Annotated in this window: 12 protein-coding genes; 4 read left to right on the top strand and 8 right to left on the bottom strand. The window is 61.4% G+C overall.

Annotated features, from left to right (window positions below; all coding sequences use genetic code 11):
- Positions 1–359 precede the first annotated feature (359 nt).
- The 4 genes from GH663_RS07480 to ppsR all read left to right on the top strand — a co-directional run bounded on the left by GH663_RS07480 (position 360) and on the right by ppsR (position 7,336).
- A complete protein-coding gene (locus GH663_RS07480) occupies positions 360–3,128 on the top strand; it encodes an FAD-binding and (Fe-S)-binding domain-containing protein (protein WP_153131017.1) in 2,769 nt (922 codons plus the stop codon).
- 74 nt (positions 3,129–3,202) lie between these two features.
- Positions 3,203–3,649, top strand: a complete 447-nt coding sequence (locus GH663_RS07475; RefSeq protein ID WP_153131016.1) for a universal stress protein — start codon at positions 3,203–3,205, stop codon at positions 3,647–3,649.
- Positions 3,650–3,745: 96 nt separating this feature from the next.
- Positions 3,746–6,508, top strand: a complete 2,763-nt coding sequence (gene ppc, locus GH663_RS07470) for a phosphoenolpyruvate carboxylase (protein WP_153131015.1) — start codon at positions 3,746–3,748, stop codon at positions 6,506–6,508.
- Positions 6,509–6,517: 9 nt separating this feature from the next.
- Complete coding sequence (ppsR, locus tag GH663_RS07465; protein ID WP_153131014.1) at positions 6,518–7,336, top strand: posphoenolpyruvate synthetase regulatory kinase/phosphorylase PpsR; 819 nt, start codon at positions 6,518–6,520, stop codon at positions 7,334–7,336.
- Positions 7,337–7,339: 3 nt separating this feature from the next.
- Here the strand turns inward: ppsR and GH663_RS07460 are convergent, their stop codons facing one another.
- Genes GH663_RS07460 through bamA form a run of 8 tightly spaced genes read right to left on the bottom strand, consistent with a single transcriptional unit; the run spans position 7,340 to position 14,885 of the window.
- Positions 7,340–8,110, bottom strand: a complete 771-nt coding sequence (locus tag GH663_RS07460; protein WP_153131013.1) for a TrmH family RNA methyltransferase — start codon at positions 8,108–8,110, stop codon at positions 7,340–7,342.
- Complete coding sequence (rnhB, locus tag GH663_RS07455) at positions 8,107–8,697, bottom strand: ribonuclease HII (RefSeq protein WP_153131012.1); 591 nt, start codon at positions 8,695–8,697, stop codon at positions 8,107–8,109. Before rnhB ends, GH663_RS07460 begins: the two co-directional genes overlap by 4 nt.
- Positions 8,685–9,833 carry a lipid-A-disaccharide synthase gene (gene lpxB, locus GH663_RS07450; protein WP_066879127.1) on the bottom strand — a complete coding sequence of 383 codons (1,149 nt, stop codon included), beginning with the start codon at positions 9,831–9,833 and terminating at the stop codon, positions 8,685–8,687. The genes rnhB and lpxB overlap by 13 nt, the downstream gene beginning before the upstream one ends.
- Positions 9,833–10,603 (bottom strand): acyl-ACP--UDP-N-acetylglucosamine O-acyltransferase, encoded by a 771-nt coding sequence (gene lpxA, locus GH663_RS07445; protein WP_153131011.1) that lies wholly within the window; start codon positions 10,601–10,603, stop codon positions 9,833–9,835. Before lpxA ends, lpxB begins: the two co-directional genes overlap by 1 nt.
- 1 nt (position 10,604) lies before the next feature.
- Positions 10,605–11,039, bottom strand: a complete 435-nt coding sequence (gene fabZ, locus GH663_RS07440; RefSeq protein WP_153131010.1) for a 3-hydroxyacyl-ACP dehydratase FabZ — start codon at positions 11,037–11,039, stop codon at positions 10,605–10,607.
- A 4-nt stretch (positions 11,040–11,043) separates the two neighbouring features.
- Entirely contained in the window at positions 11,044–12,087 is a 1,044-nt protein-coding gene (gene lpxD, locus GH663_RS07435) for a UDP-3-O-(3-hydroxymyristoyl)glucosamine N-acyltransferase (protein ID WP_153131009.1), read from the bottom strand.
- On the bottom strand, positions 12,087–12,593 hold the full coding sequence (locus tag GH663_RS07430; protein ID WP_205629801.1) for an OmpH/Skp family outer membrane protein: 507 nt from the start codon (positions 12,591–12,593) through the stop codon (positions 12,087–12,089). Before GH663_RS07430 ends, lpxD begins: the two co-directional genes overlap by 1 nt.
- 12 nt (positions 12,594–12,605) lie before the next feature.
- Positions 12,606–14,885 (bottom strand): outer membrane protein assembly factor BamA, encoded by a 2,280-nt coding sequence (gene bamA, locus GH663_RS07425; RefSeq protein WP_153131162.1) that lies wholly within the window; start codon positions 14,883–14,885, stop codon positions 12,606–12,608.

The following is a 14,885-nucleotide window of genomic DNA, read 5'->3' as shown; positions in this document are numbered from 1 at the left end:
CCTTCCGTATGCAAATAGCCAGCCCCATTTTGGGCCTTTTTCCTTAGTCGACCGCAGCACTCAAAAAAGCGCCCTGACGTCAGCACCGCGACGCCTTTCGGGCCCCCTTGTGAAGCGCCGAGCAACGCAGATGCTGGCGGATCAAGGGCGAGGACTGTCTGAGGCCCGCCGGGCCGAGTTCCGCAGCCCCCGCCAGGATCGAGTAGCGCAGGGGAGCCGGCAAAGCCGGCCGCGTAATCAGGGGTCGCCTTTTCTTTGCTTACTTTCTTTTGGCGAAGCAAAAGAAAGTAAGACGCCCCGCAAGAGCGGAACCCAGCCTTAAATCAAGCACAAGAAGCAAAACACCACGAGACAATCCAATGAGCGACCTGATCCAATCCCTCCGCCAGCACCTGCCCGAACAGCAAATCATCGTCGATGAACTGCGCCGCCTCGCCTACGGTACCGACGCCAGCTTCTACCGCCTGATTCCGCAGGTCATCACTGTCATCGAAACGGAAAACGACGCCAAAACGGTGTTGACCGCAGGCAAGCGACACAACACCCCGGTCACCTTCCGCGCAGCCGGCACCAGCCTTTCCGGGCAGGCCATCACCAACGGCATCCTTGCCCTGATCGGCGAGGGTTTCGCGACGTACGAACTGAACCAGGACGCCAGCAAGGTTCGCGTCGGCCCGGGCATCGTCGGTGGCGAAGTGAATCGCCGGCTCGCTCCGCACGGCAAGAAGATCGGCCCCGATCCGGCCTCGATCAACGCCTGCAAGATCGGCGGCATCGCCGCCAACAACGCTTCCGGCATGTGCTGCGGCACGGCCCAGAACAGCTACCGGACATTGGCCGGCCTGCGCGTCATGCTCGCTGACGGTTCCGTACTCGACACCGAAGATCCGCTCAGCGTCGATGCCTTCACCAAGAGCCACGCCGTGCTGCTCGGCGAACTTGAGCGCCTGGGCAGCGACACGCGCAACAACGCCCGGCTGGCCGAACGCATCCGCCACAAGTTCAAGATCAAGAACACCACCGGTTACAGCCTGAACGCGCTGGTCGATTACGAACACCCGATCGACATCCTGGCCCACCTGATGATCGGCTCCGAAGGCACGCTCGGTTTCATCTCGCGCATCACCTATCAGACGGTGGTCGAAGATCCGTTCAAGGCCAGCGCCCTGGTTTTCTTCCCCGACATCCGCACCGCCTGCGAGGCGGTCATCCGCCTCAAACCGCAGCCGGTCGCCGCCGTCGAATTGCTCGACCGCCCTGCCCTGCATTCGGTCGAGAACAAACCCGGGCTGCCGGCGATCATGCGCGAACTGGGCGAGGACGCCGCTGCGCTGCTGATCGAAGTCCGTGCCGCCACGGCCGAGGGCATCAATGAACGGATTGCTGCCGTCCAGGCCGCGATGGCTGGCATCAATACTGTCGAGCCGATGCAGTTTTCGACCGACCCGGCCACCTGCGACATGTACTGGAAGGTACGTAAAGGCACCTTCCCATCGGTCGGTGCCATGCGCCGCACCGGCACCACGGTGCTGATCGAGGACGTCGCCTTCCCGATCGTGTCGCTGGCCGATGCCACGCTCGACCTGCAGGCCCTGCTCCGTCACCACGGCTACCACGAGGCGATCATTTTCGGCCACGCCTTGGAAGGCAACCTGCACTTCGTGTTCACCCAGGATTTCGGCGACCAGGCCGAAGTCGACCGCTACGCCCGCCTGATGGACGACGTCTGCGACCTGGTGGTCAAGAAATACGATGGCTCGCTGAAGGCCGAGCACGGCACCGGCCGCAACATGGCGCCCTTCGTCGAACTGGAATGGGGAAAGGAAGCGACCGAACTGATGCGCAAGATCAAGCGCCTGTTCGACCCGGACAACCTGCTCAACCCCGGCGTCATCATCAACGACAACCCGCAGGCCCACCTCGAAAACCTGAAGCCGATGCCGGCCGCCGAGGACATTGTCGACCGCTGCATCGAATGCGGCTTCTGCGAACCGCTCTGCCCCTCGCACCGGCTGACGCTCAGCCCGCGCCAGCGCATCGTCAGCGTCCGCGAACTGGCGCGTCGTGCCGCCGCCGGCCAGCCGGCCGGCGCCATCGGCGAGGACTACGCCTACATGGGCCTCGACACCTGCGCCGGCTGCGGCCTGTGCTCGACGGCCTGCCCGGTCGGCATCAACACCGGCGACCTGACCCGCCGCCTGCGCGGCCGCAAGCTGAGCGACACCAGTCGTGCGGTCAACGCCTGGACCGGCAACAATTTCGGCACCCTGGCCAATGCCTCGCGCCTCGGCCTGAGTGTCGGCCATGCCGTTTCCGGCGTACTCGGCGACAATTTCCTGAGCCGCATTTCCGGCGGCGCCTGGAAGAAGAACATGCCGCATGCCGGCAAGGCCCCCGTTGCGCGCAGCAGCCAGGGCGACCCGGTGGTCTATTTCCCGACTTGCGGCAGCCGCATCTTCGGGCCGGCCACCGCCGGCGAAAAGCAGCAGGGCGATGTCATTCTCGAACTGCTGATCCGTGCCGGCTATGCACCGCGCCTGCCGGAAGGTTTCGACAAGCTGTGTTGCGGCCAGATGCTGGCCAGCAAGGGCATGGCCGAAGAAGCCGAAGCGATGTCGAACACGCTGGAAGCGGCGCTGATGGCGGCCAGCGACAACGGCCGCTACCCGGTGATCATGGACGCCAGTGCCTGCACGGCGCGCATGGTCGAGCACCTGGCCGGCCGCCTGCAGCTCTACGACTTCCACGAATTCGCCCACGATGCGCTGCTGCCGCGCCTGCAGCTAACCAAGCAAGCCGGCCCGATCGCCCTGCACATCAACTGCAGCGTGCGCCGGACGGGCAGCGAGGGCAAGTTGAAGAAGCTGCTCGCCGCCTGTGTCGAGCAGGTCGTCGAGCCGGCCGGCGTCAATTGCTGCGGCTTCGGCGGCGACCGCGGCTTCGTCGTGCCAGAACTGAACCAGCACGCCCTGCGCAAGATTCATGACGAACTGCCGGCCAATTGCGGCTGCGGCGTGTCGACCAACCGCACCTGCGAAATCGGCCTGACCGCCGAAACCGGGCGCACTTACCAGTCGATCGCATATTTGCTCGAACAATGCAGTCGACCGCAGGACATCGCATGTTGAGGATTTCCCTAACAGCAAAAACCCCGGTGGCTTGCTAAGGTACGCCCCATCCAACGAATTCAAGGAGAAGACCCATGTACAAAAAGATTCTGGTTGCCATCGACGACAGCGAAACCTCGGCCTGCGCCCTGAAGGAAGCCCTGCACATCGCCAAGACCAGCGGCGCCAAGCTTTACATCTGCCACGTCGCCGACGAAACGCTGATGGGCATGCACGGCCGCACCTTCACCACCTCGCTGAACATCGACAACGCGATCAAGGCCATTGCCGATGCCGGCCGTGCCCTGCTCGACGAAGCGATCAAGTCGGCCGACGGGGTTGACGCCGAAACCGTGCTCCTCGAAGCGCGCAATCGCCGGGTTTCCGAAACCATCGCCGACAAGGCCAAGGAACTGGGCATCGACCTGATCATCATCGGCCGTCACGGCCAGCGCGGCCTGGCCACGCTGATTCTGGGCTCGGTCGCCGAACAACTGGCCAAAATAGCCGACGCCTCGGTGCTGCTCGTCCGCAAGCACTAAAGCGGCCGGCAGCAGGACCCGCTACGGCGGGCAAACGATGTTTCAAGCAACCAAGGATCCCCGCCTGGCCGGGGATCATTCATGATGGGATTCCCAATGTCTGACCGCGCACACGACACCAACAAGGACGAACCGCTCCGCACCGATATCCGCCTGCTCGGCCGCATCCTCGGCGACACCGTGCGCGAGCAGGAAGGCGAAGCCGTCTTCGACATCGTCGAGCGCGTCCGCCAGACCGCGGTGCGTTTCGCCCGCGACGGCGACCCGGCCGCCCGCGCCGAACTCGCCACGCTGCTCGACCCGCTGCCGGGCGACACGACGCAATCGGTCGTCCGCGCCTTCAGCTACTTCCTGCAACTGGCCAACATCGCCGAAGACGAGCATCACATCCGCCGGCGCCGCGCCCACGACCTGGCCGGCTCGCCGCCGCGCGAAGGCAGTCTGATTTTTGCCCTCGACGCACTGTCGACCGCAGCAGTGTCGCCGGAAGCCATCGCCGACTTCTTCGCCCACGCCGTCGTCGCCCCGGTGCTCACCGCGCACCCGACCGAAGTCCAGCGCCAGAGCCTGATCCGCAATCACCGCGACCTGGCCCGCCTGCTCGACCAGCGCGAACGCCTGCAGATGACGCCGGAAGAAGAGGCCGAGAACGACCACGCGATCGCCAATTCCATCCTCACCCTGTGGCAGTCGCGGATGCTGCGCCCGGTTCGTTTGAAGGTGCTCGACGAGGTCAAGAACGGCATCACCTATTTCAAGGAAACCTTCTTCACCGAACTGCCGCGCCTCTACATCCAGGCCACCCAGCAGTTGCAGAAGCGTTATCCCGAGAAGGTCTGGGCCCTGCCGCCCTTCTTCCGCGTCGGCAGCTGGATCGGCGGCGACCGCGACGGCAACCCCTTCGTCACTGCCGAGATCCTGCGCGAAGCGCTGCGCCTGCAATCGTCCGCCGCCCTCAGCCATTACCTCGACGAAATCCACGAACTGGGCGGCGAACTGCCGCTCTCCGACCTGCTGATCAAGGTGACGCCGGAATTGCTGGCCCTGGCCGAGCACTCGACCGACCATTCGCCGCAGCGTGCCGACGAGCCCTATCGCCGCGCCCTGTCCGGCATCTACGCCCGCCTCGCCGCCACCGCCCGCGCCCTCGACCATTTCGAGCCGGTCCGCCATGAAATCGGCCATGCCGCCGCCTACGAGACGCCGGAAGCGCTGCGCGCCGACCTCAAGGTGCTGAACAATTCGCTGAAGCTGAACGGCAGCGCCGCGCTGGCCGGCGGCCGTCTGCGCCGCCTGCTGCGCGGCGTGCAGGTCTTCGGCTTCCACCTGGCGCCGATCGACCTCCGCCAGAACTCGGAAGTGCATGCCCGCAGCGTCGCCGAACTGCTGGCCGGGGCCGGCCGCTGCCCGGATTACGAAGCACTCGACGAAGCCGGCCGCATCAAGCTGCTGGTCGAGGAAATCAGCACGCCACGGCCGCTCTATTCGCCCTACCTGAGCTACTCCGAAGAAGCCCAGGGCGAACTGGCCATCTTCTTCGCCGCCCGCGAGCTGCGCCAGCGCTACGGTGCCGCCGCGCTGCCCAACTGCATCATCTCGAAGACCGACGGCGTTTCGGACCTGCTTGAACTGGCGCTGCTCCTCAAGGAATCCGGCCTGCTGCTGCCGGGCGCTGCGCCGCGTCTCGACGTCAATATCATCCCGCTGTTCGAAACCATCGAAGACTTGCAGAAGAGCGCCGTCACCATGGCCGGCGTCTTCCAGTTGCCGGCCTACCGCGAACTGATCGCCGGCCGCGGCGACGAGCATGAAGTCATGCTCGGCTACTCCGACAGCAACAAGGACGGCGGCTTCCTGACCTCGGGCTGGGAACTCTACAAGGCCGAGATCGAGCTGACCCGCGTCTTCCAGCAATACGGCGTCCGCCTGCGCCTGTTCCACGGCCGCGGCGGCTCGGTCGGCCGCGGTGGCGGCCCGACCTATCACGCCATTCTGGCCCAGCCGGCCGGTGCCGTGTCCGGCCAGATCCGCCTGACCGAACAGGGCGAAGTCATCTCGACCAAGTACGGCAACCCGGACACCGGCCGCCGCAATCTGGAAGTGCTGCTCGCCGCGACGCTGGAAGCCAGCCTGACCGACCACGAGAACCAGATCGAGCCGGCCGAGCAGTTTCACCCCGTGATGGACGAGTTATCGGCCCGCGCCTTCAACGCCTATCGCGGCCTGGTCTATGAGACGCCGGGCTTCACGACCTATTTCCGCCAGTCGACGGTGGTGTCCGAAATCGCCTCGCTGAACATCGGCAGCCGCCCGGCTTCGCGCAAGGCTTCCGACCGTATCGAAGACCTCCGGGCCATTCCCTGGGTCTTCAGCTGGGCGCAATGCCGGCTGATGCTGCCCGGCTGGTACGGCTTCGGGGCGGCGGTCGACGGCTATCTGGTTGCCAATGCCGACGGCCTCGCCACGCTGCGCCGCATGGTCCACGCCTGGCCCTTCTTCAAGAGCCTGCTGTCGAACATGGACATGGTGCTTTCCAAGACCGACCTCGCCATCGCCTCACGCTATGCCGAACTGGTCAGCGACGTCGAGCTGCGCGAGCGCATCTTCAGCCAGATCACGGCCGAATGGGCGCTGACCAAAAAGCACCTGCTGGCCATTCTGGAGCAGGACGACTTCCTCGGCGACAACCCGATGCTGAAGCGTTCGCTGCAACTGCGCTCGCCCTACATGGACCCGCTGAATCACCTGCAGGTCGAGTTGCTGAAGCGCCACCGGGCCGGCGACACCGATGAGCGGCTGGCCCGCGGCATCCACCTGTCGATCAATGGCATCGCTTCCGGTTTGCGGAACAGCGGTTAAAATCGGCCCATGCCAAATCCCATCAAACGCACCGTATTTTTCGTCTCCGACGGCACCGGCCTGACCGCCGAGGCCCTCGGCCACAGCCTGCTGACCCAGTTCGAGGACGTCGAGTTCAAGCAGATCCGCATTCCATTTCTCGACAACATCGAGAAAGCGCAGGACGCTGTCGCCCGCATCAACGCCCAGGGCGAACTCGACGGCATGCGCTCCATCGTGTTCACGACGCTGGTCAATCAGGACCTGGCCAGCATCGTGCATCAGGCCGATGCCTTCTGCCTGTCCTACTTCGAAACCTTCCTCGCCCCGCTCGAAGCCGAGCTCGGCCTGAAGTCCAACCACACCGTCGGCCGTTCGCACGGCACGGCGGACAGTTCGGACTACAAGAAGCGGATCGAGGCGATCAACTACACGCTAGCCCACGACGACGGCATCACCGATCGCGACCTGGAAGAATCCGATGTCATCCTGGTCGCCGTCTCGCGCTGCGGCAAGACGCCGACCTCGCTCTATCTGGCCATGCAGTTCGGCCTGAAAGTAGCGAATTTCCCGCTGATTCCGGAAGACTTCGATCGCGGCCGCCTGCCCAGCACACTGGAACGGCATCGCCCCAAGCTATTCGGCCTGACCATCCAGCCGGAACGCCTGACGCAGATCCGCGAGGAACGCAGGGCCGCCAGCAAGTACGCCTCGCTGCCCAACTGCCGTTACGAGATTGCCGAAGCGGAAAAGATGATGCGCCGCGAAGGCATCCGCTGGCTCGACTCGTCGACCAAGTCGATCGAGGAAATCTCCACCACCATCCTGCAGGAACTGAAGCTGCGCTAGGGCTTACGCCAGTTTGCGGCGCACCGCCTCGAACAGGCAGACGGCGGCTGCGGCTGCGACATTGAGCGATTCCACCGCGCCCGGCATCGGAATGCGAATTCTGAGCCGGGCGGCGGCGATCAGCGCCGGGCTGACGCCCTGCCCCTCGGCCCCGAATACCCAGGCCAGCGGGCCTTGCCAGTCGGCTTCGTACAGCGAGGTCGAACCATCCAGACAGGTCACCGCCGTCGTTCCCCGGTAAGCCGCCATGAAGCCGGCCAGATCGGCGTCCTCATGAATGGCCAGGGCGAAATGAGCGCCCTGCCCGGCGCGCAGGACTTTCGGCGACCAAGCGGCGGCACAGCCCGGCGCCAACAGCGCCTGCTTGATGCCGGCCGCCGCTGCGGTACGCAGCAGCGTCCCGACGTTGCCCGGGTCCTGCACGCCGTCGAGCAAAATGGCCTCTTTTTCGAGGTCGACCGCAGCAAACGAATCCGGCATCGCCGCCACGGCCAGCAGGCCACTCGGCGTATCGACCAAGCCAAGCTCGCGCATCAGCACATCGGCCAATAGCACCGCATCGCGCCCTTCGACGAAGCGGGCCACTTCACCGCCTGCCAATGCCGATTCGGCAACGACCAAGGTTTCGACGGCGCCGAATGCCGCCTCGTAAGCCTCGACCAGGTGCACGCCGTCGAGCAGCGTCTTGCCGGTTTTGCGGCGCTCGCGCCCCGATTCGGCCAGCCGTTTCAGCGCCTTGAAAAAGGCGTTGTCGCGCGACTGGATCAGCTTCATAACAGCGCCAGTTGCCTGGCGACCGGCCCGAAACTGCGGCGATGCACCGGCGAGGCACCATGTTCCGCCAGTGCGGCGCAATGCGCCGCCGTCGGGTAACCCATGTGGCGGTCGAAACCGTACATCGGGTACTGCGCATGCAAGGCCAGCATCTCGGCATCGCGCACCGTCTTGGCGAGGATCGAGGCGGCGGCGATCGAAGCAATCTTGCCGTCGCCCTTGACCACAGCTTCACTGGGAATATCCAGTTGTGGACAGCGGTTGCCATCGATCAGCGCACTGGTCGGCCGCACCGACAAGGCGGCGACCGCTCGCTGCATGGCCAGCATGCTGGCGTGCAGGATATTCAGGCGGTCGATTTCCTCGACCGAGGCCGAGGCCACGGCCCAGGCCACCGCCCGCTCGCGAATCAGTACGGCCAGCGCGTCGCGCTTCTTCTCGCTGAGTTTCTTGGAGTCGTTGAGACCGGCAATCGGCCGCAAGGGATCGAGAATCACCGCCGCCGCCACCACCGTACCGGCCAGCGGCCCGCGCCCGGCTTCGTCCACGCCGCAGACCAGGCCTGGCGGGATGATCAGTTCAGACATTCGATGACCGCATTGGCGGCCTTCTCGGCGGTGTTCTGACGCAAGCGGTAATGGATCTCGGTAAACACGTCGGCAACGACCTCGGCGTTTTCCTTGTCCTCATAGAGCTTGACCAGTGCTTCCGCCAGGTTTTCCGGCGTCGCCTGATCCTGCAGGATTTCCGGCACCACTTCGCGGCCGGCCAGCACATTGGGCAGGCCGACGAACGGCTGGTAGGCCATCCGCTTCATGATCCAGTACGACAGCTTGGCGATCTTGTAGGTGATCACCATCGGCCGCTTGATCAGCGCTGCTTCCAGTGTTGCCGTGCCGCTCGCCACCAGCGAGACGTCGGCCGCCCCGAGCGCATCCTGGGCATGCCCGAACAACAGCCGGAACGGCACCTCGCCCGCCTGCTGGGTGTAGATCGCCATCTCGAACTGCAGACGTGTTTCACGTGTAGTCAGCGGCACCACGAACAGCGCATTCGGCAGGTAGCGCTCGCGGATGAGCTTGGCAGTCTGGACGAAGGTTTCGGCCATCATCGCCAGTTCCCCCTGACGACTGCCCGGCAGCAAGGCAAAGATCGGGTAATCACGCGGCAAGGCCAGCTTCTCGCGGACCGCCAGCTTGTTGGTTTCGAGCGGAATGATGTCGGCCAGTGGATGCCCGACGTAGGTCACCGGAATCCGCTCCTTCTCGTAGAGCGGCGGCTCCATCGGAAACAGCGCCAGCACGCGGTTGACCGCCCGGGCGATCTTCTTGATCCGCCCCCCACGCCAGGCCCAGATCGACGGGCTGACGTAATGGATGGTCTTGACGCCGGCCGACTTGAGGTCGGTTTCCAGCCCCAGGTTGAAATCGGGCGCATCGACCCCGATGAAGATGTCCGGCCGGATGTCGAGCAGGCGCTTCTTCAGTTGGCGGCGAATCCCGGCAATCTCGCGGTAATGCTTGAGAGCATCGACGTAGCCCATCACCGCCAGTTTCTCCATCGGCCACCAGGCATCGAAGCCCTGCGCTTCCATGCGCGGTCCGCCGATGCCGTAGAACACGGCGTCGGGCAAGCGCGCCTTGAGGGCCGCAATCAAATGGCTGGCCAGGAGATCCCCGGAGGCCTCTCCTGCCACCATCGCAATCCGTACTGCGTTTCCCATCAGCGGATGATGCCGCGCTTGGACATTTCCAGGAAATCAACGAAGCGCTGAACGTCCGGCTGGGTCTTGGCATCTTCCGCCAGTTTGCCCTTGGCCTCTTCCAGCAACAGCCCGGACTTGTAGAGCGTGCGATAGGCACGCTTCAATGAAGTCAGCGCCTCTGAGGTGAAGCCGCGCCGTTTCAGGCCCTCGACATTGATGCCGTAGGGCTGCGCGGTGTTGCCAGCCGCCATCAGGTAAGGCGGCACGTCCTGCAGGATCACGGTACTGACCGCCGTCATGACATGGGCGCCGATCCGGCAAAACTGGTGCACACCGGTGAAGCCGCCGAGGATGGCCCAGTCATCGACGACAACGTGGCCTGCCAGCGAAGCGTTGTTGGCAAAAGTGACTTTGTTGCCAACCTGACAATCGTGGGCGATATGCACGTAGGCCATGATCCAGTTATCGTCACCAACCCTAGTGACGCCGGCATCCTGGATCGTCCCCAGATTGAAGGTGCAAAATTCGCGGATCGTGTTCCGATCACCAATTTCCAGACGCGTCGGCTCACCAGCGTATTTCTTATCCTGCGGGACTTCACCGAGCGAGCAGAACTGGAAAATCTGGTTGTCGCGACCAATCCGGGTGTGTCCCTTGATGACGACATGCGGACCGATCTTGGTGTTATCCCCGATCTCGACGTGCGGACCGATGATTGAATACGGGCCGATCTCGACATTGGCGCCGATCTTGGCACCCGGATCGATAATGGCAGTCGGATGAATCATCTCAGACGTCCCGCTTGGCGCACATCAGATTGGCTTCGGCCACGATCTGGCCATCGACCCGGGCTTCCGCCTTGTACTTCCAGATGCCGCGCATGTTGCGGACGATCTCGACATGCAGGTGCAACTGGTCGCCCGGCATGACCGGCTTCTTGAAGCGGCAGTCGTCGATACCGACGAAGTAGAACACCGAATTGGGATCCGGCTTCGAGTCCATGGTCTTGAACGACAGGATGCCGGCCGCCTGGGCCAGGGCTTCCATGATCAGCACGCCAGGCATCACCGGATGGTGCGGAAAGTGGCCGACGAAGTACGGCTCGTTCATCGTGATGTTTTTGTAGGCGTGGATCGACTTGCCCGGTTCAACTTCAAGCACGCGATCGACGAGCAGGAAGGGATAGCGGTGCGGCAAGTGTTCGAGAATTTCGTGAATATCCATTTAATCAACCCTCTATATCCGTATTTTTAAGTTTTTTCTCAAGTTCGGAAACACGCTCGGCCAGCTTCGCCAAGTGGCGAATCTGGGCGGCGTTGTGCAACCAATGACTATGTTCTTCCAGCGGAAAAACGCTGGTGTATTGCCCCGGCCGGGTAATATTCTTCATGACCAACGAGCCGCCGGAAATGACGGCGCCGGAAGCAATCGTCACGTGCCCGGCAATCATCGCTGCCCCACCGACGATCACGTTATCCTTCAGTTCGACGCTACCGGCAATTGCTGCACAAGCCGCCACAACGCAATTTTTACCAATGACGCAGTTATGGCCGACCTGGATCTGGTTATCGAGCTTGCAGCCATCGCCAATCACCGTATCGTCGAGAGCCCCGCGGTCAACCGTCGTACTGGCCCCGATTTCAACATCGTCACCAATCACTACACGGCCAATCTGCGGAATCTTGACCCATTGCCCCTGGTCTGGCGCAAAGCCAAAACCATCGGCGCCGATCACGACGCCAGAATGGAGAATGGCGTTACGACCAATCGAACAACCGGCATAGATAGTGACATTGGGGTACAACACACTGCCGGCACCAATACTGACGCCATCGCCAATCACGCAGCCGGGATGAATGACCACTGAATCGCCGAGGACTACCCCGACGCCAATACTGGCATTCGCCCCGACACTGACACCGGCCGGTATCTCCGAGGCACAAGATGCCGTCGGATGAACACCGGCAACAGTCGCAACCCGCGGATTCAGCAGAGTCGCTAGTCGAGCGTAGTAAGCATACGGATTTCGCGTCACGATCCGCGGCAAATCGAGCGCATCGGCAAAATCCGGCCCAACGATGACGGCCGAGGCCCGTGTCGTCAGCAACTGGCTTTTGTATTTCAGATTGGCGAGAAAACCAATCTCCCCTTCACCAGCCGAAGCCAGCGTTGCTACCTGTCGAATCTGCGTTTTGGCATCGCCAAGCACATCGCCGCCCAGAAGGGCGGCGATATCGGACAGCGAGAGCACAACACCCGCTGCGGCAGGCATTATTTGCCTTCGGCGAGGGCCTTGATCACGCGATCGGTGATGTCCAGCTTGGGGCTGACCCAGACGACATCCTGAAGAATCAGGTCATACTTGTCGGATTCGGCAATCTGCTTGATGGCCTTGTTGGCCTTCTCGATCACCGCCGCATTTTCCTCGTTCTGACGCAGGTTCAGATCTTCACGGAACTCGCGCTGCTTGCGCTGGAATTCGCGCGACAACTCGCCGAATTCCTTCTCCTTGGCCCGACGGTCGCTTTCAGCCATCGTCACGGAGTTCTTCTCCAGATTCTCCTGCAGCCCCTGCAACTGCTTGGCCATGCGCTGCAAATCCTGATCGCGCTTGGCAAACTCGCCTTCAAGCTTCTTGGCAGCCTTCTGAGCTGCCGGCGCATCACGGAAAATACGCTGGGTATTGACGTAACCAACCTTCAACTCGGCAGCAACAGCACCGGTCACAAACAGTGCAGACAACAACGAAGCGAGAACAATAGACTTAATTTTCAACATGACACTCCCAAATCAAAATGTGGTGCCCAACTGGAACTGAAAGGACTCGGTTTTATCGGTATCCTGCTTGTTGAGCGGCATACCATAACTGAACTTGAGCGGACCAACCGGTGAAATCCATGCCGCAGAGAGGCCCGTCGAATAACGAAGCTCACCAAGATCCATCTTTTCACCCTGGCCATAAACCTGACCGGCATCGAAGAACCACCCCATACGGAAGCTCTTCTCCATCCCTGGAATACCCCAAAGCAGTTCGGCATTGGCAATTACACGACGATTACCACCGATACGATAATCGGTCCCATCAGAATTCGTGATCGGCCCAAGGCTGGAAGCCTTGTAGCCACGGACCGAAGTCACCCCGCCCGCATAAAAATTCTTGTAGAACGGCAAACCGTCACCGCTATAGCCATCAGCATATCCCACCTCGCCATTCAACATCAAAGTGAACTTGGAGTTCAACGGGAAATATTGTTGCAATTGATAACTAGCACGGTAGTAGGTTAAATCACCACCTGGAATGGCAACCTCAATACCGGCCTTCTGAAAGGTCCCTCGGGTCGGGAAGAAATAGCTGTCCTTGCCATCGCTCACCCAGTTTGCCGATATTGGAATAGTCAGATTCTTATTACCATACTGGTTAACGAAGTCCTTGTAATACTGAGGGCTATCGTCGTAAGTCGTAATATCCGTCGAATCAAGGCCAGCACCAAAACTCAGCGACTCCTTTTCTCCGATCGGGAAACCAAAGCGAATACCACCACCAGTCGAAGCCGAGGTGTAATAAGCCAGCGTCGTTGAACTGGTATTCACCGTACGGTGGTAAACATCGAAGCCCTGGCTTATACCATCCGTCGTAAAGTACGGATTGGTATAAGAAAAGGAATAAGTCCGATAAGACTTGGCAGAATTGACCTGGATAGCCACATTGTTGCCACTACCCATGAAGTTGTTCTGGGCAATCGAGCCGGACAGGATGACCTTGTCCGTGCTGGAGGTACCCACACCAAGCATCAGGTTGCCGGTCGGCTTTTCAGTCACCTTGAGGTTAACATCAAGCTGATCGGCCGTTCCCGGAACGGCAGGTGTTTCGACAGCTACTTCGGTAAAGTAGCCGACTTTATCGAGACGCAGCTTGGAAGCGGCAACACGGTCAGCGTCATACCAGCCACCTTCCATCTGGCGCAGTTCACGCCGAATGACCTCGTCGCGCGTTTTCGTGTTGCCGGTAACGTTAATCCGCCGCACGTAAACCCGTTTTCCTGGATCGACAAAAATGGTGAAGGCTACCTTGCGCTTCTCCTTATCGATTTCCGGCGCTGCATTGACGTTGGCAAAGGCATAACCCTCCTTGCCCAATCGCTCGCTGATCGCCTTGGTAGAGTCATTGAGGCGTTCGCGCGAGAAGACATCCCCCGCTTTGACCTGAACCAGCTTCCGCAGCTCTGGCTCGGAGATGGTGAAATCCCCAGCAAGCTTGACGGAGGAAACCTGGTAACGCTCACCTTCAGTCACATTGACGGTGATATAGACATCCTGCTTGTCCGAAGAAATGGAAACCTGAGTCGACTCGACGGCAAATTCCAGGTAGCCCTGATTCATGTAGAAGGATTTCAGCTTTTCCAGGTCAGCCGAAAGCTTTTGTCGGGAATACTGATCATTCTTGGTGTACCACGTCAGCCAACCAGGCGTCGTCAGCTCCAACTGGCTGAGCAGCTCTTTTTCCTTGTAAGCCTTGGCACCAACGATATTGATCTGCTTGATCTTGGCTGCCGCACCCTCTTCGACGTTGAAATTGACGCCGACCCGGTTGCGCTCCAGCGGCGTCACCGTCGTTGTAATATTGACACCGTACTTGCCGCGCGTCAGGTATTGGCGCTTCAATTCCTGCTCGGCCTTTTCCAGCAGAGCACGGTCAAAAATCCGCCCTTCGGCAATCCCCGTCTCTTTCAGGGCCTTGACGATGACGTCTTTCTCAAATTCCTTCATGCCGACGAAGTCGACCTTGGCAATGGCCGGGCGCTCCTGCACGACGATTACCATGACATCCCGGTCGACCTCGACGCGGACATCTTTGAAGAAACCGGTAGCGAACAGCGCCTTGATCGACTGCGCAGCCTTTTCATCGTCCAAGGTATCGCCGACCTTGACCGGCAAATAGCTGAAGACAGTTCCTGCTTCGGTGCGCTGGATCCCCTCTACACGAATATCCTTGACCACGAATGGCTCAAAGGCCAACGCAGGCACGGCGAAAAGGCCGGCAACCAAGACTGACAACAGGGATTTTTTCAT

It is taken from the genome of Dechloromonas hortensis, assembly GCF_009469765.1.
GTDB lineage: Bacteria > Pseudomonadota > Gammaproteobacteria > Burkholderiales > Rhodocyclaceae > Azonexus > Azonexus hortensis.
The sequence above is the reverse complement of the archived record's forward strand: the minus strand, read 5'-3'. Positions and strand labels throughout refer to the sequence as shown.

Bases quoted from the DNA above. Each gene is read 5' to 3' on its own strand.
- GH663_RS07480 (WP_153131017.1), top strand. From the start codon at position 360: ATGAGCGACCTGATCCAATCCCTCCGCCAGCACCTGCCCGAACAGCAA.
- GH663_RS07475 (WP_153131016.1), top strand. From the start codon at position 3,203: ATGTACAAAAAGATTCTGGTTGCCATCGACGACAGCGAAACCTCGGCC.
- ppc (WP_153131015.1), top strand. From the start codon at position 3,746: ATGTCTGACCGCGCACACGACACCAACAAGGACGAACCGCTCCGCACC.
- ppsR (WP_153131014.1), top strand. From the start codon at position 6,518: ATGCCAAATCCCATCAAACGCACCGTATTTTTCGTCTCCGACGGCACC.
- GH663_RS07460 (WP_153131013.1), bottom strand. From the start codon at position 8,110: ATGAAGCTGATCCAGTCGCGCGACAACGCCTTTTTCAAGGCGCTGAAA.
- rnhB (WP_153131012.1), bottom strand. From the start codon at position 8,697: ATGTCTGAACTGATCATCCCGCCAGGCCTGGTCTGCGGCGTGGACGAA.
- lpxB (WP_066879127.1), bottom strand. From the start codon at position 9,833: ATGGGAAACGCAGTACGGATTGCGATGGTGGCAGGAGAGGCCTCCGGG.
- lpxA (WP_153131011.1), bottom strand. From the start codon at position 10,603: ATGATTCATCCGACTGCCATTATCGATCCGGGTGCCAAGATCGGCGCC.
- fabZ (WP_153131010.1), bottom strand. From the start codon at position 11,039: ATGGATATTCACGAAATTCTCGAACACTTGCCGCACCGCTATCCCTTC.
- lpxD (WP_153131009.1), bottom strand. From the start codon at position 12,087: ATGCCTGCCGCAGCGGGTGTTGTGCTCTCGCTGTCCGATATCGCCGCC.
- GH663_RS07430 (WP_205629801.1), bottom strand. From the start codon at position 12,593: ATGTTGAAAATTAAGTCTATTGTTCTCGCTTCGTTGTTGTCTGCACTG.
- bamA (WP_153131162.1), bottom strand. From the start codon at position 14,885: ATGAAAAAATCCCTGTTGTCAGTCTTGGTTGCCGGCCTTTTCGCCGTG.